We start from the raw sequence: 19,396 nt of genomic DNA on the forward strand, positions 1-19,396 counted from the left end.
CTTAAGCTTTCTTATCTTCACCAATCAAAATCTTGGTGTCGGTTAAATACATATGTGGTGGCACTTCTAAATTATCTGGCGCTGGTTTGTTTTTAAATACACGACCCGCCATATCAAAAGTAGAGCCATGGCAAGGGCATAAGAAACCACCCAACCAATCACCAGGAAGCGACGGTTGTGCGCCCTTATCAAACTTAGCGTTTGGTGAGCAACCCAAATGGGAGCAAATACCAACGCCAACGAAATATTCAGGCTTAATCGAACGACCTTCATTGCGGGCATAAACAGGCGTCAATGCATCAGGAGATCTTTCTGATTTAGGATCTGCTAAATTAGCATCATTTTTAGTAAGATCAGCTACTTGTTCAGGTGTTCTACGAATTACCCAAACAGGCTTACCACGCCATTCAATTGTTCTTAATTCGCCTGGTTGCATACCAGTGATGTCCATTTCAACCGGAGCACCAGCAGCTTTGGCTTTTTCAGAAGGAGCAAAAGTGTTTACCAAGGGTAACACTACACCTGCTCCACCAATACCACCCATAACAGAGGTGGCAATTAACCAGTTACGACGATCTTTGTTTAACTCAGCAGAGGTCTCTGGCTGTACATTTGTATTTTCTTCAGCGCTCATCACAATCTCAATAAATTATTTATAAGAGTATTCCCTAGTCAGCATTATAAACAACCTTTAGAAAAATAATCTTTAAGCTATCTATTTTTCTTTTTAAGTAGTTAATTTTCTTATGTTATTCTTTTTAAATACTTGTTTTAATTTAAATTTGGAGATAAAAATATGTCAATTATTAGTGAATTTAAAGAATTTGCCATGAAGGGCAATGTAATGGATTTAGCTGTTGGTGTCATCATTGGTGGCGCTTTCGGCAAGATTGTAGACTCAATGGTCGGTGACATCATCATGCCGGTTATTGCCTTTATTACCGGTGGTGGTATTGATTTTAGTAATTTATTTATCGTTCTAGGTCATGTTCCAGAGGGCATTAACAGGACTTATGACGCTCTTAAAAAAGCAGGTGTGCCGATGTTTGCTTATGGTAATTTCTTTACCATCTTGCTCAACTTCATCATCCTTGCGTTCGTTATTTTTCAACTTGTTAAGATTATGAATAAAATTCGTCTTTCTGCTGAAAAAGAAGCTGCTGCAGCTCCAGAACCTGCTCCGGCACCAGCATCAGAAGAAGTTTTATTGCTGCGTGAGATTCGTGACAACTTAAAAAAGTAATTAAAGCTTAATTTTTTAAACTGGGTTTGGGATATCTATAAATTCGCATTCCAAGCCCAATTTCATTTGTAAGTGCTTGCCAAGGGCAATCACCCCGCCTCTTTCCGTAGCATGATGACCAGCTGAAATATAAGCCACATTAAACTCATTAGCTAAGTGAAAAGTTGGTTCTGAAATTTCTCCACTGATAAAAGCATCTACATTCAAATCAATTGCATCTTTAAAGTAGTGCTGCGCACCACCTGTGCACCATGCAACTTTTTTAACCTTTTTTGTCAAATCTCCAATGATTAAAGGTTCTCGGTTTAATGCTTTTGTGATGTGCTGACCAAACTTTTCTAAAGTATTTCTTTTTAAATCAAGTTCACCTAGCCACACCATTGGGTTTTGTGGATGTTGGCCTTTGATTTTAATATTCAATAATTTAGCTAACTGCACATTATTACCAACCTCAGCATGGTTATCTAATGGCAAATGGTAAGCAAATAAATTGATTTGATGATCCATTAACAACTTCAAGCGCTCATATAACTGACCGATGATCCTCGAATCATCGTTCTTCCAGAACCAACCATGGTGGACGATAATTGCATCCGCTTTAGCCTCTATAGCTTTTTCAATTAATGCTTTGGATGCAGTAACTCCGCAAACAATTTTATTAATTTGATCCCTGCCCTGCACTTGTAAGCCATTTGGGCAATAATCTTTAAATTGCGTTGTCAATAAATAAGTTTCTAGATATTCTGATAACGTATTACGGTTAAGTGGTTTTTTCTTCATTTTTTAAATCTGATTAAAGAGATATGTCCTATGGCTAAACGATTATGGTTAATTTTTGCACAAGTAACAACAGTTTTTCTAGCGCTTATTTTTGTTATTAGCACCTTAAAACCCAATTTACTGTCCAGTTTAAATATTTTTAGTCCCATTTCTTCTATTACATTAAAAGAATCTTCCGTTGGTTCGGATGTTGTCTCTCCTGGTTCTTACCATGATGCGGTGAAGCTATCTATGCCGGCGGTTGTCAATATTTTTGGTAGTAGAACTGCTGAACCAGTTGCCAAATCGCGTAACCCCCATAAATCAAAGCCCTCCCAAAAACCAACTCCCAATAGTCAAGAAGAGTGGTTTAACTTTTTCTTTGGTGACCCGAATAGTCAACCGGATGAATCGCCAGAATTTAGTACAGGATCCGGTGTCATTATCAGCAAGGAAGGTCTCATTATGACCAACCATCACGTGATTGAAGGGGCTGATTTAATCGAGGTGGCATTGGGTGACGGTCGTAAAACCAAAGCTGTCTTAGTGGGAAGTGATCCCGATACAGACGTAGCAATTTTAAAAATCGACTTAAAAGATTTGCCAGAACCGATAGTTTTAGCTGATATTAATTCTGTGCGAGTGGGTGACGTCGTGCTTGCGATTGGTAATCCTTTTGGTGTTGGTCAAACTGTGACCTCCGGCATTGTTTCAGCATTAGGACGTGATCATTTAGGAATTAATACCTTTGAGAATTTTATTCAAACCGACGCAGCTATTAATCCGGGTAATTCTGGTGGTGCTCTCGTCGATACGCAGGGTCGTTTAATTGGGATTAATACTGCCATTTTCTCAAAGAGTGGTGGTTCCATGGGTATTGGCTTTGCGATTCCAGTTAACCTTGCCAAACAGGTGATGGAATCGATTGTAAAAACAGGTTCAGTGACTAGGGGTTGGATTGGGGTCGAGCCTCGTGAACTCTCTCCAGAAGTCATCAAAGCTTTTGATTTACCTGAAAATTCAAAAGGAGTATTAATCTCTGGGGTCTTAAAAAATGGTCCTGCAGAAAAGGTTGGTATCAAACCAGGTGACTTATTAAAGCAAGTGAACGATAAATCGATCAATGACATACGAGATTTATTAAATGCAGTTGCTAACTTAGAGCCTGGTACTAATGCGAATTTGAGTATAGATCGTAAAGGTCAAACGTTTAACTTCGCAGTCGTCATTGGCACCCGCCCCTCTTCTAAAGAGGTAAAACGTTAACTTTTTTATACCGTAATCAAGTTCTAGTTTTGGCGCAGTTACATTGAACTGCGCCACTTTTTCACTCAATTTTGGCGCAGTTCAATCTAACTGCGCCAAATTCATAAAATTATTGAAGAATTTTCTGAGCTTTTCCTCTAATTCAGCTCATAAGTAAACTGTGAATCTATAATAAACAGATGATAGATCAACCTTGGACTGATAGAAGTTTAAACTCGGTTTGGCACCCATGTACCCAAATGAAGGCTCATGAAGAGTCCCCTTTGGTAGCCATTAAGAACGGTCGCGGTGTATTTCTCTATGATTATGAAGGTAAATCTTACTTAGATGCGATTAGTTCATGGTGGACCAATTTATTTGGTCACTCTAATCCTTACATTAATCAAGCCATCATTAATCAACTCAGTGAAATAGAACATGTGATGCTAGCTGGCATGACGCATCGTCCTGTCGTGGAATTATCAGAACGTTTGAGTGCTCTTACCAGTCATCATCTTGGCCGAGCATTTTATGGCTCTGACGGTGCTTCTGCTGTTGAAATTGCTTTAAAGATGAGTTTTCATTATTGGCGTAATTTAGGCTTTACGAGTAAGTCCAAGTTTGTCTGTTTGCAAAATAGTTATCACGGCGAGACTTTAGGTGCTTTAGGCGTTACGGATATTCCTTTATTTAGTGATACTTATAGCCCTTTGATTCAGCAGGCGATTCTTTGTAAATCCCCAGTGCCTCTTAATAACTCTGTATCTTTGGAAGAAGCTAGCCAATTGGCAATTGAAGATTTAAAGGCTACTTTTGAAGCCCACCATCAGCAGATTGCCTGTTTTATTTTAGAGCCCATGATTCAGTGTGCTGCTGGGATACAAATCTATAGTGCAAGTTACTTAAAAGCGGCGAGAGCTTTATGTACTGAGTATGAAGTTCTTATGATTGCGGATGAAATTGCCGTTGGCTTCGGCAGAACAGGTAAATTTTTTGCCTGTGAACATGCTGGTATTTGGCCCGATCTGATGACTTTATCAAAAGGCTTAACGGGAGGTTACTTACCCTTGTCAGTGGTTCTTTCTGCTGAAAAAATCTATCAAGCCTTTTACCACGATGATATCCGTTTGGGTTTTTTACACTCTCACTCCTATACCGGCAACCCTCTGGCCTGTACTGCCGCTTTAGCCACTCTTGATTTATTTGAGTCAACTAATGCCTTAGCCCTAGTTAATGATTTAGCCTCTGAACTATTAACTGCTTTTGCTTGGGTTAAAGCCGATTCCCGCCTTACAAATTTTCGTCAACTAGGTTCTATTCTGGCTTTTGATGTGGCCAACAATTACTTACCTCTTCATTTTTCTAAAATCTTTGCAAGTATTGCAAAAGATCATGGATTGTTGATTCGTCCCATCGGTAATACTGTTTATGTCATGCCTCCCTACATTATTTCCAAAACAGAAATCGAATTCCTTAGTCAAACCATCAAGGATTGTTTAAATAAGCTCTTGGAGGAAATTTCTTGAGTATCTGGCTTTCTACTTTAGAAGCAGCAAAGAATGACTTAGCTCAATCCGGCATGACTCGGACCTTAAAAATACGAGAGTCGCCTAATGCGGCGACTGTTAATTTAAATGGTCAAGAAAAGTTAGCTTTTTGTAGTAATGATTATTTGGGTCTCAGTTATCACCCTGAATTGATAGCAGCCCTGCATGAGGGATCGAAGCTATATGGCACTGGGAGTGGAGCTAGTAGCCTAATTAGTGGCCACACCTCTATCCATGCGGAGTTAGAACAGCGTCTTGCAAAAACCCAATCTCTACATATTCCCAATGCGGGAGCATCTTATATTAGCACTGGGTTTATGGCAAATATCGCCGTAATTACCGCTTTGGCTACTTTAGGTAATATTTCTATTTATTCCGACGCGCTGAACCATGCTTCCATTATTGACGCCATTCGCTTAGCTAAAGCATCTAGCAAGGCCCATTGTTTCGTCTATCCACACGCTGACTTTGATCAATTGCATCAATTATTAACTCGGGACTCCAACCCATTAAAGTTAATTGTCTCGGATGGGGTCTTCAGTATGGATGGCGATATCGTTGACTTACCTCAGTTATTAGCTATTTCTAAAAGATTTGATGCTCTCTTATATATTGATGATGCACACGGCTTTGGAGTTTTGGGTGCTAAAGGCCACGGCATTCTTGAACATTTTAATATTCAGGCAAATAACCTCATTTATATGGGCACCCTTGGGAAATCGGCAGGAATTGCTGGAGCTTTTGTAGTAGCTCAGCAAGAATGGATTGATTGGCTGATTCAAAAAGCCAGAGCGATTATTTATTCTACGGCGCCACCTCCCAACTTAGCTTTTGCCCTCTTAAAAAGTATTGATTTGATTACAGGGGAAGTAGGTACTAAGCGTCGAAGTCACCTCAATACCCTGATTGAATACTGGACAACTCACGCTAAATTTACTAATTGGCAGACTATCCCGTCTCAAACAGCGATTCAACCCTTAATCATTGGATCGAATCTAGATGTTCTGAAAGTTTCAGAGCAACTCTCAAGCGCAAATTTATGGGTTCCCGCCATCAGGCCTCCAACTGTGCCAATTAATACTGGAAGACTTCGGATTGCTTTAAACGCATTACATGAAATTGACCATCTTGAAATACTCATTCGTCGTTTGAAGGAAATTCAATGAGTGGTTTTTTTGTAACGGGTACCGATACAGAGGTAGGTAAAACTTTAATTTCTTCGGCCATCATTTATCAATTACAAGAACGTGGTCTAAAAACTTGTGGATTCAAGCCAGTCGTTGCTGGCATGACTACCAACGGTTCAAACTCTTTCAACGAAGACTTAGAGTCCCTATTATTAGTTTCTAATCGCAATCGACGGCAGAATGATCAATTATCTTTCCAGGATATTTGCCCTTATCACTTACCAATACCTGCAGCACCCCATTTAGTTGCTAAAGATCTAGGGATTTCTTTAGATTTAGAGCTCATGGTAAAGTCATTTGAGGTTTTAAAAAACGCACATGACGCCGTAGTTGTTGAGGGTGCAGGTGGTTTTTTAGTCCCTATTTCTGAAACGCTTACTTTGGCCGATTTTGCTTCTGAAATAGGCTTACCAGTAATTATGGTGGTAGATATTCGGCTTGGGTGTATCAATCATGCCTTATTAACTGCTCAAGCAATCAATCATCAAAATCTGCATTTAGCTGGTTGGGTGGCTAATTTCACATCTAGTCCAGGTGATTATGTTGAAGCAAATATTCAAACATTAAAATCTATGCTTCATGATCAATATGGCGCTCAGTTACTAGGAGTTATTCCATACCAATGTGGCATCGAAATGCCTTACTCTGTAGATTTGATCAGAAATACTGCCAATTTGATTCAGTTTTAAGTCGTCTATTTCAGTTCTTAAAAGCCAAAGTCTGGTGATCCAATCTAACGAACTAATCTTTCATAAATAAAAAAACCCACTGTTTACACAGTGGGTTTAATTGCTTCTTAAGTTGTATTACAAGCTGACCTAAGTCAGCCAGTAATTAGAACTTGTGGATTACACCAACGTTGATAGCTGTACCAGTTGTATTTGGTAAACCACCTGAGAATAATGCACCTGAAACTAAACCGTAACCACCAATGTTCTTAGTTGGGTTGCTTGAGTTTGTATTGATAGGCATCATGTTACCGTATGCAGAACCATCAGACCATGCACCAGCACCGTTCTTAACCATTGTAGCTTGTGAATAAACAGTAGTACGCTTGCTCAAAGCATAGTGAGCTTGCAAGTTAGCCATTGTTGAATCAGCAGTTGTAACGATGTAGTTAGCGCCTAACAATAATGCTGGGCTAGCTTGATAGCCTAAACCAACGCAAGTTATACAGCGCAGACGCAAGTTAGAACTGCGAGTATGGCAACAGATTGAGTTAGCGAAAGCACAACAGAGTGGCACAAACTACACAATCAAACGTTTTCGTAGTTTTGCAGATAAAGATACTGGCGCACGAAAACAAATCGAAACAGATATTCGCGTAAAGCAATGTTGGTTTATAACAGATTCCGGTAAGTTAGCTATCAGCGTGCGTTACGGTAGCAAAGTATTAGAGTTGGCACCGAAAAAATACGCTGTTGAGATTGCAAGCGAGAAAGACTTGGTAAAAACTCTCGACATTATCAAAATAGCAGTTGCGAATGGTGAACTTGATACAGCGATTGCAAGTGCCGCAACCAAACTTCGCGCAGGTTTCGGTAAATGAAACGATATCAACTTTGGATTCGTCTAAACACACATCAAACTGTGTTTACCATTGTGTTTGCTGACAATGCATACAACGCTAAACAACTTGGTGAAGCACAATATGGTGTTGGTAATGTATTGAACTACACAGAGGTCGGTGAGTAAATGTGTTTTGTTTTGATCATCGTAAATACAATATGCGCATTTACGAACTTGAACTTAAAACAATCAAACCTCGTCCACCTCTCACACTTGCTCAAGCAAGAATACAGGGATTAAAGAATGTTGTTGATAGAGATAAGCAACAACTACATAACGAACGAGAACGTCAACGACAACAGCGTGAACACGAACAGAAACTACTATAAGCACGTTTAAAATAGTCGTCTACTGTTTAATAACTACGTTGACGTACGCTCACACGTATATAAAACAACTAAAAGACGTGGTTTTTGGTGTTTTTGTGATGAAAAACATAGCAAAATAAAAAACATTGGCAGACACACGGCAGACTATGCGCAGATACTTTAGACTTTGAAAATATTTTTTATCAAATAAAAAACCACTGTGTTTCCACAGTGGTTTTGTTTACTTCATTTTTCTAAATCAAGTAGGAACGAGTCCTACGTGGGATTAGAAATTGTGTACTACGCCGAAACTTACAGAAGTTTGTGTTGTGTTTGGCAAACCACCGTAGTTAGTTACAGCAGCTGGAGCACCACTTGTGTCAACTTGAACTGGTGTGAAGTTGCCGAATGCCTTACCGTTGATCTGGTAACTACCTGCACCGTTCTTAGCAATACCAACTTGTGTGTAAAGCATTGTACGCTTACTTAGGCTATAACGTGCTTGAGCATTCCATAAGTTGGAATCCAAGTTTGTTACGATATAGTTCAAACCTAACAAGAGTGATGGAGTCGCTTGATAACCAACACCTAACATCTCTGATGAGCTGTTATAAGCTGAAGCAGGACCACCGTTAACTAAAGCAGCCGATGTACCTGAATCATAATCAGCGTGGCCAAAACCGTAACCTACTGTTAAAGATGGAGTTACTTTATATTTCACACCTGCAACATAACCCTTTAGATTACCTTGGAACTTAGGATTGTTTACGTTAGCTTGTGAGTTGAGATCACAAACTGTACCAGCAGCACATGTGATTACGTTAGAGTTAGCACCTAGAGCAGTAGCAGCTGAAGTTGGGCTAGAAATAGAAGACTGTTGGTTGTAACCGAGAGTTACAGTGAAAGGACCATTATCATAAAATGCATTTGCTGCCCAAGCACTACCACCAGTTGTATCATCAACTTGGTTATTCATAGAATAAGCTACTTTTGCAACTAAACCACCCATTTTTGGAGTTTCATAAGAAATCGCGTTTGCTAAGAAGTCGCCAACTGAATAACCAGCTACAGTACGTACCAAGTTTACAGAGTTACCTTCAACCGGTAACAAGTTTGCAGAAGCTGCAACCAATGGGTTACCTTGTTGACCTAAACGTACTGTACCAAAGCTACCAGACAAACCAACGTTTGCTGCGCGACGGAAGATTTGGTTTAAACCGTTTGTAGAGTTGTTATAAACAGTACCGTTTAAAGCAATTATATCGCCTTCAAGGTTGAAAATACCTTTCAAACCACTGCCTAGATCCTCTTCACCTTTTAAACCCCAAACGTTACTGAAAATACCGTAGTCAGTCATTGCAAGTGCATTACCTGTACTTGGAGTTGCTGTTGGGCTTGTAGGAGCAGTTGCGCCTGCTGCCATACCAGCATTATTAATGTATGTTACGGCCATATCAAGAGTACCGTACAAAGTTACGTTTGACTGAGCTGAAGCTGCCCCAGCGAAAGCACCTAATGCTGCTAATGCGAATAGTGATTTTTTCATTCGTAAATCTCCAAAAAATTAAAAAAGAAAAGTATTTGTAACATCATCCCTGTTTCCAAGGAATACCCTATCATCCAACAAAGTTGTGCCAATTTCATTAAAACTTTGTTGATAGTGTTGTTTTCATGCTGAAATTACCCAATCTTTTTGTATCTTGTTGTTTATGGGCAACGACTCCATTCTTTCCCTTATTTACTCTTCAATTTAAAGCCTTTAAGCCTTATTGGAAATATCGGAAAAATGTGCTTTTGGCTTCGTTTTTATGCAGCAGTTTCGTCTTGCTTTGGAACATAGAACCTGGCGATCAAAAGACCAAGTTCATACAAAATGCACAGTGGAATAGCCAGCAGGAGCTGGGACATGATGTCAGGCGGAGTTACTACTGCAGAGACGACAAAGGCACCAACAATGACATAAGGTCTAATTTCTTTTAGTTTGGAAAGCTTAACCATTCCAAGTCGAACCAGAACCACCACAACTACTGGCACCTCAAAGGTAAAACCAAAAGCTAAAAAGGTTGTCATGGCAAAACTTAAATACTTATCAATGTCTGTGCTCATGTCGGCACCGAGCGGCTCGTTATATCTCACCATAAAAGAGAATACGGTCGGAAACACTAAAAAATAAGCAAAAGACATGCCAATCAAGAATAGTGAGTACGTACTCACAACCAAAGGAACAATGAGTTTCTTCTCGTGCTGATACAAACCAGGTGCTACAAAAGCCCAAATTTGATAAATCACCACAGGTAATGCAACCACAAAGGCTGCCATTAGGGTCACTTTGATGGGTACAAAAAAGGAGCCAGTCACATCGGTAACGATCATATGTGAACCTTTGGGCAGCACATCCAACATCGGCTTGGCTAATAAATGGAAAATATCCGGTGCCCAGTACACCATACTGACAAAAATAATTAATACTGCAGCACTGGCCTTGATGATGCGATCACGCAACTCAACTAAGTGTGTAAAGAAATTTTCTTCTGAGGAGGGCGCATTGAATTGTTTTGGATCATCACTCATATTTTTTAAACCTGTTTTACGCCCATTTATCGACTAAAAGTTTGGTGTTTTCGACCAATATTGAGATGTTGCTTAGAAAAAAGAACCTGGGGCTCGTTGTTGACTTGCGGCCCGGCGAAAGCGTTTGACTCTTGCTGAACCAGATTGCACCCTTGTCTTGATACCGGTAGATTGCTTAAACCAAACGGGTATTGCGCCCTTCTTATTACGCCAAGAGTTTCGTCCTTGGCGGAGGTTGCTTTTGTATTTCGTGTAGATAGAAGCAGAAGTATCGATACCGATGGACTCAGGTGAGTAATCACTGTTTGGATAATTCAGACTGTTATTGAGTTCATTAGAATAATTTCCAATCGATTGGTTCACTTCAGAAATTTGTGAAGAAACCGCCTCATTCAGTCCTTGAAAGTCATTTTTAGCGGAATTAAAAGCATCCGTCGCCTCCTGCTTCATCTTTCGCAGTTCTTCTTGCTCCATCTGACGGCTTACCTCAGATTTGACCTCATTCATATATCTTTGCGCACGACCGAAGAGGTTACCCATGGTTCTAGCGACCATTGGAAGACGCTCAGGGCCCAACACCACTAAAGCAACCACTGAAATCAGAGCAATTTTTGAAAAACCAATATCAATCATGAATGATTAACTTTCACGATTGTTGAATTCTATACATAGTTTTTTCAATGCTCATTAAAAGATTAGCGAACTTCTTTGGAAGCAACGTCTACTGTCTTGGCTTCTTGTGCTGTTGCATGAGCGCTTTGAGTTACCTGCTGGGTTGCAGCAGTAGCTTCAGCAGATGCTTCTTCTTTATCGCCAGACTTCATACCATCTTTAAAACCTTTTACTGCGGCACCCATATCTGAGCCGATATTGCGTAGTTTTTTAGTACCAAAAACAAGCAATACAACTGCTAACACGATTACCCAATGAATTGGACTCATTCCACCCATGTCAACTCCTTCAATTTTGTCAATTAAATATTACTATTTAAAAATTAAGATTTAAAATTTTGTTGGTTCAGTCTGGTAACTACTAATTTCCAACACGTTTTCCAGCCAAAACATGCAAATGCATATGGTATACCTCTTGCCCACCTTCTGCACCATTATTCATTAAAACTTTGAACCCACCTGTTTGTCCAGGGTTTGCACCCTCTTGCATAGCAAGTTCTGGTATCTTCAGCATTATTTTACCTAATAACTGAGTATCTTCGCTTCTTGCATCCGAAAGCATCGGTAAATGCTTTTTAGGAATCACTAAAAAATGAATTGGGGCAGAGGGGTTAATGTCATGAAAAGCTAAGATTTCATCATCTTCATAGACTTTTCTAGAAGGAATTTTCCCTTCAATAATCTTACAAAAGATACAGTTATCACCACTCATGTATTGCTCCATTGTTTAATTAAGACTAAGCTTATTCAGTAACTCTTGATTCTTTCTCTACGACTCCACTCAGGCCTTCACGTCTACTCAGTTCTGCAAGTACATCTTTAGAACTTAGTTCAAACTGTCCTAGTAAAACTAAGCTATGAAACCATAAATCAGCTACTTCACCAACCAGTTTTGACTGATATTCACTATTAAAGTTTCCTTCGATGACATTAGCACGACTATCTTTCGCAGCCATGACGACTTCGGTTGATTCTTCGCCAATTTTTTTCAAAATGGCATCATCGCCCTTCTTCATGAGTTTTGCTACATAGGACAGTGCGTCAACATTACCTGCTTGCACACTCGTCCTGCGACTTGCAATTGTTGTATCTAGAACTTCTAAAATATTTTTTAACTGTTCATTGTTCATAGCAATCTACCTTGGGTCGTTTTTTTCGTTCTCAACTTGCCACACATAAGGTGTTTGAGTTTGATCTAGGACATTAAAGAAACAGGAATGTGCTCCCGTATGACAAGCAACGCCTGTTTGTTCAACCATCAGCACGATGGTATCGCCATCACAGTCGAGCAAAATCTCTTTTACCTTTTGAAAATGTCCAGACTCTTCGCCCTTATGCCACCGCTTACCTCTTGATCTGGACCAATAAACAGCTTGTCCAAGTTCCACAGTTTCTTGCAGTGAGGCTAAATTCATCCAAGCCATCATTAATATTTTGTTAGTACCGACCTCTTGTGCAATCGCAGGGACCAAACCCTGTGAGTTCCACTTGACCGCGTCTAGCCAATTTGGAGAGGTATTACTGTTTGTGCTTTGATTAGATGTATTCATTTGCTGATTTTAACAAATCAGGGGTTAATTGTTTATATTGAGGTTTTAGAATTTTCACTCTCAAAAATCTTAATTGGCAGATAATTTAAACCTTTTTTGGCCACTTTCTAGATGTGTGAAATACTCTTAACACCTCAATTGTATTGTTCTTTACTCGGTATGGAACTATATAAGGATAGCCAATAATAACCAGCTCTCTTGTGCCAAAGACTCTTCCAACTCTGCCCAGCTCAGGAAACTTTGCAAGTTGATTTACAGTAATAATGACCTTTACAAAAAACTCTTTAGCAACTTTTGGGTTTTCTTCTGCCAAATAGTTTGTTTCATCCTCAAGATTTTTTGCAGCAGTACGCAACCATTTAACTTGCATACTTTTTTATTAATTCCGCAAAGTCTTTTTCATCAATAAACTCATTGTTATCTGCTTCTATTAAGGCTGTCTTGATTTCTTTCACCTGCCAAGCTTCAATCTCTAAATAACGTTCAATGGCTTCAGATGCTAAAAATGATTTTGTTCTTTGCGTTGCTTCTGACAAGTCTTCAAGCATTTTTTTAGTCTTATTACTTACGCGTAAAGTTAAAACACTAGTTTCCAAGTTAGCCACCCCTTTAAGTTAAATACATTGTATACATTGTATTTATTGTATATCACTATTTTTGATCACGCCTAAAAATGATCAGTTAACTCTTGGGGATATTAAAAATTTTGTAAAGTTTGAGGGAGTTTAGTGTGATTAATTTTAGATTTCTACTTACTCAGCTTCAACTTGGTCCTTGAAGAAATTATTGTCGAACCAAAATCCCTTGTTGAGCGAGATAATCTTTAGCTTGGCGAACTGTAAATTCACCATAATGGAAGATACTTGCTGCTAGCACAGCGTCCGCATGACCCTGTAAGACGCCATCTGCTAAGTGCTGTAAATTGCCTACTCCGCCTGATGCAATAACTGGAATTTTGACTGAGTCACTCACTAAGCGAACCAGTTCAAGATCAAAACCATTCTTGGTGCCGTCACGATCCATGCTGGTGAGTAAAATTTCACCAGCACCTCTAAGATCCACTTCTTTTGCCCAGTCTAGGGCATTAATACCCGTATTTTTTCGCCCACCATGGGTAAACACTTCCCAACGTCCTGGGCTCGTTTGTTTTGCATCAATCGCTACAACGATACACTGCGCACCATATTTAGCAGATGACTCTGAAATCAGATCAGGACGCGCCACCGCAGAAGAGTTCATACTGACTTTGTCTGCCCCAGCGTTTAAGAGGCGTCTAACATCAGCTACTTCTCGCACCCCACCACCGACAGTAAGAGGGATAAATACTTGTTCAGCTACTTTTTCAATAATATGCAAAATCAGGTCGCGCTCATCACTCGTGGCAGTGATATCCAAAAACGTCAGCTCATCGGCGCCCTGCTCGTCATACCTTCTGGCAATCTCGACTGGATCGCCTGCGTCACGCAACTCTACAAAGTTGACTCCCTTGACGACACGACCAGCAGTTACGTCTAGACAAGGAATGATTCTTTTTGCCAACATCTCAATTAATATTCCGGCGGATTTTTTTCATCCGCATATTTTTGAGCTTCAGCTAAATTAATATTGCCGTTATAAATAGCGCGACCAGCAATGACTCCCATCACACCGTCATTTTCAATTGCACATAAAGCGTCAATATCCGCCATACCTGTTAAACCACCACTGGCAATAATTGGTATGGAAACAGCTTGCGCTAATTTAAGGGTGGCTTCGATATTAATCCCTTGCAACATACCATCACGACCAATATCTGTATAAATAATGGCTTCAACGCCGTAATCTTCGTATTTTTTGGCTAAATCAATCACTTCATGGCCCGTTAACTTGCTCCAACCGTCTGTGGCAACTTTCCCATCTTTAGCATCAAGACCAACCATAATATGACCACCAAAGGCGATGCAAGCTTCTTGTAAAAAACCTGGGTTCTTCACCGCAGCTGTCCCAATAATGATGGTTTCTAATCCGTCATCGAGGAGTCTTTCAATAGTCTCTAAATCCCGAATACCGCCGCCTAATTGCACTGGTATTTCGTTACCCACCTCTTTGAGAATCTTTTTAATGGCAGATTCATTTTTTGGTTTGCCAGCAAAGGCACCATTTAAGTCAACGAGATGTAATCTTCTAGCCCCCAGATTTACCCAATGACGCGCCATAGCGGCGGGGTCTTCAGAAAAAATAGTAGCTTTGTCCATGTCACCTTGTTCTAAGCGAACACAATGACCGTCCTTGAGATCAATAGCAGGTATTAATAACATTTAAGGATTCCAACGTGTAAAGTTTTTATACAAGCACAAACCAAGTTGTGCACTTTTTTCAGGGTGAAACTGGGTAGCAAAGATATTATCCTTCGCCACCGCACTAGTAAACTCATTGCCATAATGCGTAGTGCCAAAAACATACTCTTGATGATCGGGTACAACATAATAACTATGCACAAAATAAAATCTTGATGCATCTGGTATGCCCTCCCACATCGGGTGAGAACGCTGTTGTTTTACCTCGTTCCAACCCATATGCGGCACCTTAAAGTGGCTACCATCTGCTTGTACTTGATCTTCTAGTGCAAATTTTATAACCTTGCCAGGGAAAATGTTCAAACAATCTGTATTTTTTTGCGGAGGGTGTGCTTCAGCACTCGATGTAAACAGCATTTGCTCACCGACACAAACCCCTAATAATGGCTTGGTTTTGATGGCGACTAACAAGGCATCAAATAGGCCAGACTCTTTTAAATTGGTCATGCAGTCGGGCATTGCACCTTGTCCTGGCAAAATAACCTTGTCTGCGCTAGCAATCATTTCTGGAGTGTGAGCTATCACTACCGTGCATTCAGGTGCTACCTTCATCACGGCTTGAGCTACGGAACGAATATTACCCATTCCATAGTCTACGATTGCGATCTTAGTCAAAGCAATATTCCATCAGCGCTATTGGTTTATAAACTACCCTTGGTAGAAGGAATTTGACCAACCGCTCTCGGATCGATTTCAACGGCCATTCGCAGAGCACGCCCAAACGCTTTAAAAACCGATTCAATTTGATGGTGAGCATTTACTCCCCGTAAATTATCGATATGTAGCGTAGCTCCCGCATGATTTACAAATCCGCGAAAGAATTCGATGCTAAGGTCAACATCAAAGGTACCAACCCGAGCTCTAGTAAAGGGTACATGAAACTCAAGTTCTGGGCGTCCAGAAAAGTCAATCACGACTCTTGATAAAGTTTCATCGAGTGGCACATAGGCGTGACCGTATCTGGTGATCCCTTTTTTGTCACCTAAAGCCTTTGCTACAGCCTGACCTAGCGTAATACCAACATCTTCAACCGTATGGTGATCATCGATTTGCGTATCGCCATCGGCATGAACAGTTAAGTCGACCATGCCATGTCGTGCGATTTGATCTAACATATGATCCAGAAAAGGTACGCCCGTTTTTAAGTCGGCACGACCCGTCCCATCCAAATTCAACTCAATGAAAATTTTGGTTTCAGAAGTATCTCGTTTAACAGCAATTTCTCTCATTCCATCATAATATCATTCGTTGGAGTTGATTTTTTAATTAAGGAACCTTTTTTATGTCTAAATTTTGGAGCAAAACAGTCAAAGAACTGACTCCCTACAAGCCAGGAGAACAAATTCAGGCTGAAAATTTGATTAAATTGAATACAAATGAAAGCCCGTACGGCCCCTCTCCGAAGGCTCTCGAAGCAATTCAAAATGCCAACGATGACGCACTGCGCTTGTATCCTCCACCAAATTCAGATCAGTTAAAAGCCAGTCTTGCGAAAACCTACGCCGTTGAGCCAAATCAAATTTTTGTTGGTAATGGCTCAGACGAAGTTTTAGCTCACATTTTTTTAGGTCTCTTTAAACAGTCCCACCCGATTCTCTTTCCGGATATTACTTATACCTTTTATCCAGTCTATTGCAGCTTATATGAGATTGCTTATCAAAAAATTCCGCTCAACACATCTTTTCAAATTCAAATTGATGATTATTTAGCCCACCCTAATAATGGGGGCATCATTTTCCCGAATCCTAACGCACCAACTGGACTTGCTACCCCTTTATCGGAAATCAAACGTTTACTTGATACCAATACCCAGAGCGTAGTCGTTATTGATGAAGCCTATGTCGATTTTGGTTGTGAGTCGAGTGTGCAATTGGTTAATCAGTTTCCCAATCTAATTGTGACTCATAGTTTTTCTAAATCTAGAGCACTTGCCGGCTTGCGCGTTGGTTATGCGATTGCCAGCGCTGAATTAGTTGAGGGTCTTGAGCGTGTTAAAAATAGTTTTAACTCCTATCCACTTGGACGCTTAGCCCAAGTAGGTGCAACTGCGGCAGTTTTGGATACGGAACATTTAGCTAGCACGATTCAGAAAATTCAAAATACTCGTGAGCAACTCATCCTCGATTTATCTCAGCTAGGATTTAATACCCTTACTTCTGAAGCAAATTTTGTTTTTACAACCCATGTCTCGAAGAATGCTGAAGATATTTACACCGAACTTCGCAAGCGTAATATTTTGATTCGTTACTTTAATTTACCCAGAATTAATAACTATCTACGTATTACTGTTGGCACCGATGCAGAGTGTGCAAAACTGATTGCAGCCTTAAAAGAAATTCTGGCCTAAGCAATTTGAGATTGAACTGTTATAAAAACAATTCGTTGTATTAGATTAATCTTTTTTCAAGCGCATCTCAGCTGCCCTAGCGTGCGCCTGAAGACCTTCACCATGTGCAAGTACACTGGCGATTTTGCCGAGTTGATCCGCACCGGCTTGACTGACTTCAATCAAACTGGAGCGCTTTATAAAGTCATAAACACCGAGTGGAGAAGAAAACCTTGCTGTCCTTGAAGTTGGTAATACGTGGTTTGGTCCAGCACAATAATCACCTAAAGATTCACTCGTGAATTTTCCTAAAAAAATTGCACCAGCATGGCGGATTAACTCTAGCCACTGTCTCGGATTTTGAGCTGAAATTTCCATATGTTCAGGGGCAATTTGATTCGAAATTTCACAAGCCTGCGCCATATCCTTTACCAAAATCATGGCCCCGCGATCTCTGAGAGATTTTTCGATGACCGCTTTACGAGGCATCTCTGGCAATAGTTTTTGGATGCTTTTTTCAACGGCATCTAAATAGGCTTGATCTGGACAAAGCAAGATCGACTGGGCTAATTCATCATGCTCTGCTTGCGAAAAGAGATCCATTGCAACCCAATCTGGATCGGTAGTGCCGTCACAAATTACCAATATTTCTGAAGGACCCGCAATCATATCGATGCCAACAATACCAAATACACGTCTTTTTGCACTGGCTACATAAGCATTACCAGGACCTACAATCTTATCCACAGCCGGAATGGTTTGTGTACCATAAGCCAGCGCACCCACAGCTTGGGCACCGCCAATCGTAAAAATTCGGTCAACTCCCGCAACCGCAGCGGCGGCAAGAACCAATGGATTGTGTGTACCGTCCGGGGTGGGTACCACCATGATGACTTCTTTGACACCAGCTACTTTGGCAGGAATAGCATTCATGAGTACTGAAGACGGGTAAGCCGCCTTACCACCTGGTACATAAATGCCAACCCGATCTAAGGGTGTTACTTTTTGGCCGAGTTTAGTACCGTGTTCGTCTTCATATTCCCAAGAGGTACAACCAGATTCGATTTTTTGACGCTCATGATAGGCGCGAACACGACTTGCGGCTGACTCTAGCGCTAATTTTTGTTCTGTCGGTAACGATCTTAAGGCTTCTTGTAATTCTGCTTTACTTAATTCTAGTTCTTTTACGTCAGTGGCATTTAAGCGATCAAACTGGTTCGTTAGTTCTAAAACTGCCGCGTCCCCGCTTGTTTTTACTTTTTGCAAAATACCGGTCACAATGCTTTCGATACTGGATAAATCTTCTTCAGATAGGCTCAGTAGCTGGGCTAATTCCTCAGAAAAATTAGTATCTTGGGTATTTAATCGACGCATCATCTGTATGGTATTTAGGTAGTAAAACTGAAATGTACAAATTAGTTTGGTGCAGCAGCTGCTGCAAAAGCGTCTAAAAACTCTTGCATGGCAGCTCTTTGACGTTTATGAGCTGCTTGATTGACGATTAAGTGCGCACTGATGTCTTGAATTTGTTCAACTTCTTCTAGGAAATTGGCTTTCAGCGTACTGCCTGTCGAAACCAAATCAACGATGGCATCAGCAAGTCCAACCAACGGGGCTAACTCCATCGAGCCATACAATTTGATTAGGTCAACATGCACGCCTTTAGTTGCAAAGTGATCTCTAGCAATTTGTACGTATTTTGAAGCCACTTTTAATCTAGCGCCTTTTTTTACTGCACTGGCGTAATCAAAACCTTGTTTAACAGCAACAGACATCCGACATTTAGCGATGCCCAAATCAATGGGAACGTATAAGCCCTCATAACCATTCTCAATCAATACATCTTGGCCTGCAACACCAAGGTCTGCACCACCAAACTGAACATAAGTTGGTACATCGGAAGCACGCACAATAATGATTCTTAAATTAGGATGAGATGTTTCAATAATCAGTTTTCTGGACGTTTCAGGATTTTCTTTGACACGAATTCCTGCTCTTTCGAGCATTGGCATCGTTTCTTCAAAAATTCTTCCCTTAGATAGTGCTAGTGTCAACATATAACTATTGTAAATCTTTCTCTTGTT

At 40.4% G+C, this 19,396-nt stretch carries 27 protein-coding genes; 9 read left to right on the top strand and 18 right to left on the bottom strand.

All coding sequences use genetic code 11. The features are described from left to right. Nucleotide 1 precedes the first annotated feature (1 nt). Nucleotides 2–634: a ubiquinol-cytochrome c reductase iron-sulfur subunit gene (gene petA / locus AOC35_RS12010; protein WP_108647307.1), complete on the bottom strand. Its 633-nt coding sequence runs from the start codon at nucleotides 632–634 to the stop codon at nucleotides 2–4. A gap of 162 nt (nucleotides 635–796) precedes the next feature. Here petA and mscL point away from each other — a divergent pair, with 162 nt between their 5' ends. Next, nucleotides 797–1,243 (top strand): large conductance mechanosensitive channel protein MscL, encoded by a 447-nt coding sequence (gene mscL / locus AOC35_RS12015; RefSeq protein ID WP_108647308.1) that lies wholly within the window; start codon nucleotides 797–799, stop codon nucleotides 1,241–1,243. Nucleotides 1,244–1,258: 15 nt separating this feature from the next. Here mscL and AOC35_RS12020 read toward each other — a convergent pair whose 3' ends face one another. Further along, nucleotides 1,259–2,023, bottom strand: a complete 765-nt coding sequence (locus AOC35_RS12020) for a Nif3-like dinuclear metal center hexameric protein (RefSeq protein ID WP_108647309.1) — start codon at nucleotides 2,021–2,023, stop codon at nucleotides 1,259–1,261. A 30-nt stretch (nucleotides 2,024–2,053) separates the two neighbouring features. Here AOC35_RS12020 and AOC35_RS12025 point away from each other — a divergent pair, with 30 nt between their 5' ends. The 4 genes from AOC35_RS12025 (at nucleotide 2,054) to bioD (ending at nucleotide 6,670) form a co-directional block, all read left to right on the top strand. Then, on the top strand, nucleotides 2,054–3,268 hold the full coding sequence (locus AOC35_RS12025; RefSeq protein WP_108647310.1) for a S1C family serine protease: 1,215 nt from the start codon (nucleotides 2,054–2,056) through the stop codon (nucleotides 3,266–3,268). A gap of 179 nt (nucleotides 3,269–3,447) precedes the next feature. Then, nucleotides 3,448–4,773, top strand: coding sequence for an adenosylmethionine--8-amino-7-oxononanoate transaminase (gene bioA, locus AOC35_RS12030; RefSeq protein WP_108647311.1), 1,326 nt, complete (start codon nucleotides 3,448–3,450; stop codon nucleotides 4,771–4,773). Continuing rightward, a complete protein-coding gene (locus AOC35_RS12035; protein ID WP_211307517.1) occupies nucleotides 4,770–5,960 on the top strand; it encodes an aminotransferase class I/II-fold pyridoxal phosphate-dependent enzyme in 1,191 nt (396 codons plus the stop codon). The genes bioA and AOC35_RS12035 overlap by 4 nt, the downstream gene beginning before the upstream one ends. Next, on the top strand, nucleotides 5,957–6,670 hold the full coding sequence (gene bioD, locus AOC35_RS12040; protein WP_108647312.1) for a dethiobiotin synthase: 714 nt from the start codon (nucleotides 5,957–5,959) through the stop codon (nucleotides 6,668–6,670). The genes AOC35_RS12035 and bioD overlap by 4 nt, the downstream gene beginning before the upstream one ends. 145 nt (nucleotides 6,671–6,815) lie before the next feature. Here the strand turns inward: bioD and AOC35_RS12045 are convergent, their stop codons facing one another. Beyond that, the gene (locus AOC35_RS12045) at nucleotides 6,816–7,169 is read right to left on the bottom strand and encodes a porin family protein (protein WP_108647313.1); all 354 of its coding nucleotides are present in this window, start codon (nucleotides 7,167–7,169) and stop codon (nucleotides 6,816–6,818) included. Nucleotides 7,170–7,194: 25 nt separating this feature from the next. Between AOC35_RS12045 and AOC35_RS15880 the strand changes: the two genes are divergently transcribed. The 3 genes from AOC35_RS15880 to AOC35_RS12055 are packed head-to-tail and all read left to right on the top strand — an operon-like array spanning nucleotide 7,195 to nucleotide 7,879. Then, nucleotides 7,195–7,530, top strand: coding sequence for a DUF6641 family protein (locus tag AOC35_RS15880; RefSeq protein WP_342749917.1), 336 nt, complete (start codon nucleotides 7,195–7,197; stop codon nucleotides 7,528–7,530). Next, on the top strand, nucleotides 7,527–7,676 hold the full coding sequence (locus AOC35_RS15550; RefSeq protein ID WP_159077576.1) for a hypothetical protein: 150 nt from the start codon (nucleotides 7,527–7,529) through the stop codon (nucleotides 7,674–7,676). Before AOC35_RS15880 ends, AOC35_RS15550 begins: the two co-directional genes overlap by 4 nt. Before the next feature lie 32 nt (nucleotides 7,677–7,708). Further along, entirely contained in the window at nucleotides 7,709–7,879 is a 171-nt protein-coding gene (locus AOC35_RS12055; RefSeq protein WP_159077577.1) for a hypothetical protein, read from the top strand. 265 nt (nucleotides 7,880–8,144) lie between these two features. On the opposite strand, the gene AOC35_RS12060 is transcribed toward AOC35_RS12055, so the two are convergent. From AOC35_RS12060 to hisB, 13 genes are all read right to left on the bottom strand, one after another. Next, a complete protein-coding gene (locus AOC35_RS12060) occupies nucleotides 8,145–9,404 on the bottom strand; it encodes a porin (protein ID WP_108647316.1) in 1,260 nt (419 codons plus the stop codon). Nucleotides 9,405–9,664: 260 nt separating this feature from the next. Next, nucleotides 9,665–10,429, bottom strand: a complete 765-nt coding sequence (tatC, locus tag AOC35_RS12065; protein ID WP_108647317.1) for a twin-arginine translocase subunit TatC — start codon at nucleotides 10,427–10,429, stop codon at nucleotides 9,665–9,667. 72 nt (nucleotides 10,430–10,501) lie between these two features. Continuing rightward, nucleotides 10,502–11,062, bottom strand: a complete 561-nt coding sequence (gene tatB, locus AOC35_RS12070; RefSeq protein ID WP_108647318.1) for a Sec-independent protein translocase protein TatB — start codon at nucleotides 11,060–11,062, stop codon at nucleotides 10,502–10,504. 62 nt (nucleotides 11,063–11,124) lie between these two features. Continuing rightward, entirely contained in the window at nucleotides 11,125–11,379 is a 255-nt protein-coding gene (gene tatA / locus AOC35_RS12075; RefSeq protein WP_108647319.1) for a Sec-independent protein translocase subunit TatA, read from the bottom strand. 82 nt (nucleotides 11,380–11,461) lie between these two features. Beyond that, the gene (locus AOC35_RS12080) at nucleotides 11,462–11,812 is read right to left on the bottom strand and encodes a histidine triad nucleotide-binding protein (RefSeq protein ID WP_108647320.1); all 351 of its coding nucleotides are present in this window, start codon (nucleotides 11,810–11,812) and stop codon (nucleotides 11,462–11,464) included. A gap of 31 nt (nucleotides 11,813–11,843) precedes the next feature. Then, the gene (locus AOC35_RS12085) at nucleotides 11,844–12,230 is read right to left on the bottom strand and encodes a phosphoribosyl-ATP diphosphatase (protein ID WP_108647321.1); all 387 of its coding nucleotides are present in this window, start codon (nucleotides 12,228–12,230) and stop codon (nucleotides 11,844–11,846) included. 6 nt (nucleotides 12,231–12,236) lie between these two features. Beyond that, complete coding sequence (gene hisI, locus AOC35_RS12090) at nucleotides 12,237–12,650, bottom strand: phosphoribosyl-AMP cyclohydrolase (RefSeq protein ID WP_108647322.1); 414 nt, start codon at nucleotides 12,648–12,650, stop codon at nucleotides 12,237–12,239. An 85-nt stretch (nucleotides 12,651–12,735) separates the two neighbouring features. Beyond that, nucleotides 12,736–13,020 (bottom strand): type II toxin-antitoxin system RelE/ParE family toxin, encoded by a 285-nt coding sequence (locus AOC35_RS12095; protein WP_108647323.1) that lies wholly within the window; start codon nucleotides 13,018–13,020, stop codon nucleotides 12,736–12,738. Further along, on the bottom strand, nucleotides 13,010–13,246 hold the full coding sequence (locus tag AOC35_RS12100) for a CopG family ribbon-helix-helix protein (RefSeq protein ID WP_108647325.1): 237 nt from the start codon (nucleotides 13,244–13,246) through the stop codon (nucleotides 13,010–13,012). The genes AOC35_RS12095 and AOC35_RS12100 overlap by 11 nt, the downstream gene beginning before the upstream one ends. Before the next feature lie 187 nt (nucleotides 13,247–13,433). Further along, nucleotides 13,434–14,192: an imidazole glycerol phosphate synthase subunit HisF gene (hisF, locus tag AOC35_RS12105; RefSeq protein WP_108647327.1), complete on the bottom strand. Its 759-nt coding sequence runs from the start codon at nucleotides 14,190–14,192 to the stop codon at nucleotides 13,434–13,436. Nucleotides 14,193–14,197: 5 nt separating this feature from the next. Further along, complete coding sequence (gene hisA, locus AOC35_RS12110; RefSeq protein ID WP_108647329.1) at nucleotides 14,198–14,947, bottom strand: 1-(5-phosphoribosyl)-5-[(5-phosphoribosylamino)methylideneamino]imidazole-4-carboxamide isomerase; 750 nt, start codon at nucleotides 14,945–14,947, stop codon at nucleotides 14,198–14,200. Further along, a complete protein-coding gene (hisH, locus tag AOC35_RS12115) occupies nucleotides 14,948–15,601 on the bottom strand; it encodes an imidazole glycerol phosphate synthase subunit HisH (RefSeq protein ID WP_211307518.1) in 654 nt (217 codons plus the stop codon). 26 nt (nucleotides 15,602–15,627) lie between these two features. After that, nucleotides 15,628–16,215, bottom strand: coding sequence for an imidazoleglycerol-phosphate dehydratase HisB (gene hisB / locus AOC35_RS12120; protein WP_108647333.1), 588 nt, complete (start codon nucleotides 16,213–16,215; stop codon nucleotides 15,628–15,630). Nucleotides 16,216–16,268: 53 nt separating this feature from the next. On the opposite strand from hisB, the gene hisC reads away from it, so the two are divergent. After that, on the top strand, nucleotides 16,269–17,333 hold the full coding sequence (hisC, locus tag AOC35_RS12125; RefSeq protein ID WP_108647335.1) for a histidinol-phosphate transaminase: 1,065 nt from the start codon (nucleotides 16,269–16,271) through the stop codon (nucleotides 17,331–17,333). A 45-nt stretch (nucleotides 17,334–17,378) separates the two neighbouring features. Here hisC and hisD read toward each other — a convergent pair whose 3' ends face one another. Together hisD and hisG are read right to left on the bottom strand one after the other, a co-directional pair. Next, complete coding sequence (hisD, locus tag AOC35_RS12130; protein ID WP_108647337.1) at nucleotides 17,379–18,689, bottom strand: histidinol dehydrogenase; 1,311 nt, start codon at nucleotides 18,687–18,689, stop codon at nucleotides 17,379–17,381. A gap of 38 nt (nucleotides 18,690–18,727) precedes the next feature. Continuing rightward, nucleotides 18,728–19,369 (bottom strand): ATP phosphoribosyltransferase, encoded by a 642-nt coding sequence (gene hisG, locus AOC35_RS12135; protein WP_108647339.1) that lies wholly within the window; start codon nucleotides 19,367–19,369, stop codon nucleotides 18,728–18,730. Between the last annotated feature and the right edge of the window lie 27 nt (nucleotides 19,370–19,396).

The organism is Polynucleobacter rarus, assembly GCF_003072505.1.
In the GTDB taxonomy this organism is placed as follows: domain Bacteria; phylum Pseudomonadota; class Gammaproteobacteria; order Burkholderiales; family Burkholderiaceae; genus Polynucleobacter; species Polynucleobacter rarus.

What these genes read in the sequence shown, in the direction of transcription:
- petA (WP_108647307.1), bottom strand. Translation starts at nt 634, where the DNA reads ATGAGCGCTGAAGAAAATACAAATGTACAGCCAGAGACCTCTGCTGAG.
- mscL (WP_108647308.1), top strand. Translation starts at nt 797, where the DNA reads ATGTCAATTATTAGTGAATTTAAAGAATTTGCCATGAAGGGCAATGTA.
- AOC35_RS12020 (WP_108647309.1), bottom strand. Translation starts at nt 2,023, where the DNA reads ATGAAGAAAAAACCACTTAACCGTAATACGTTATCAGAATATCTAGAA.
- AOC35_RS12025 (WP_108647310.1), top strand. Translation starts at nt 2,054, where the DNA reads ATGGCTAAACGATTATGGTTAATTTTTGCACAAGTAACAACAGTTTTT.
- bioA (WP_108647311.1), top strand. Translation starts at nt 3,448, where the DNA reads ATGATAGATCAACCTTGGACTGATAGAAGTTTAAACTCGGTTTGGCAC.
- bioD (WP_108647312.1), top strand. Translation starts at nt 5,957, where the DNA reads ATGAGTGGTTTTTTTGTAACGGGTACCGATACAGAGGTAGGTAAAACT.
- AOC35_RS15550 (WP_159077576.1), top strand. Translation starts at nt 7,527, where the DNA reads ATGAAACGATATCAACTTTGGATTCGTCTAAACACACATCAAACTGTG.
- AOC35_RS12055 (WP_159077577.1), top strand. Translation starts at nt 7,709, where the DNA reads ATGCGCATTTACGAACTTGAACTTAAAACAATCAAACCTCGTCCACCT.
- AOC35_RS12060 (WP_108647316.1), bottom strand. Translation starts at nt 9,404, where the DNA reads ATGAAAAAATCACTATTCGCATTAGCAGCATTAGGTGCTTTCGCTGGG.
- tatC (WP_108647317.1), bottom strand. Translation starts at nt 10,429, where the DNA reads ATGAGTGATGATCCAAAACAATTCAATGCGCCCTCCTCAGAAGAAAAT.
- tatB (WP_108647318.1), bottom strand. Translation starts at nt 11,062, where the DNA reads ATGATTGATATTGGTTTTTCAAAAATTGCTCTGATTTCAGTGGTTGCT.
- tatA (WP_108647319.1), bottom strand. Translation starts at nt 11,379, where the DNA reads ATGGGTGGAATGAGTCCAATTCATTGGGTAATCGTGTTAGCAGTTGTA.
- AOC35_RS12080 (WP_108647320.1), bottom strand. Translation starts at nt 11,812, where the DNA reads ATGAGTGGTGATAACTGTATCTTTTGTAAGATTATTGAAGGGAAAATT.
- AOC35_RS12085 (WP_108647321.1), bottom strand. Translation starts at nt 12,230, where the DNA reads ATGAACAATGAACAGTTAAAAAATATTTTAGAAGTTCTAGATACAACA.
- hisI (WP_108647322.1), bottom strand. Translation starts at nt 12,650, where the DNA reads ATGAATACATCTAATCAAAGCACAAACAGTAATACCTCTCCAAATTGG.
- AOC35_RS12095 (WP_108647323.1), bottom strand. Translation starts at nt 13,020, where the DNA reads ATGCAAGTTAAATGGTTGCGTACTGCTGCAAAAAATCTTGAGGATGAA.
- hisF (WP_108647327.1), bottom strand. Translation starts at nt 14,192, where the DNA reads ATGTTGGCAAAAAGAATCATTCCTTGTCTAGACGTAACTGCTGGTCGT.
- hisA (WP_108647329.1), bottom strand. Translation starts at nt 14,947, where the DNA reads ATGTTATTAATACCTGCTATTGATCTCAAGGACGGTCATTGTGTTCGC.
- hisB (WP_108647333.1), bottom strand. Translation starts at nt 16,215, where the DNA reads ATGAGAGAAATTGCTGTTAAACGAGATACTTCTGAAACCAAAATTTTC.
- hisC (WP_108647335.1), top strand. Translation starts at nt 16,269, where the DNA reads ATGTCTAAATTTTGGAGCAAAACAGTCAAAGAACTGACTCCCTACAAG.
- hisD (WP_108647337.1), bottom strand. Translation starts at nt 18,689, where the DNA reads ATGATGCGTCGATTAAATACCCAAGATACTAATTTTTCTGAGGAATTA.
- hisG (WP_108647339.1), bottom strand. Translation starts at nt 19,369, where the DNA reads ATGTTGACACTAGCACTATCTAAGGGAAGAATTTTTGAAGAAACGATG.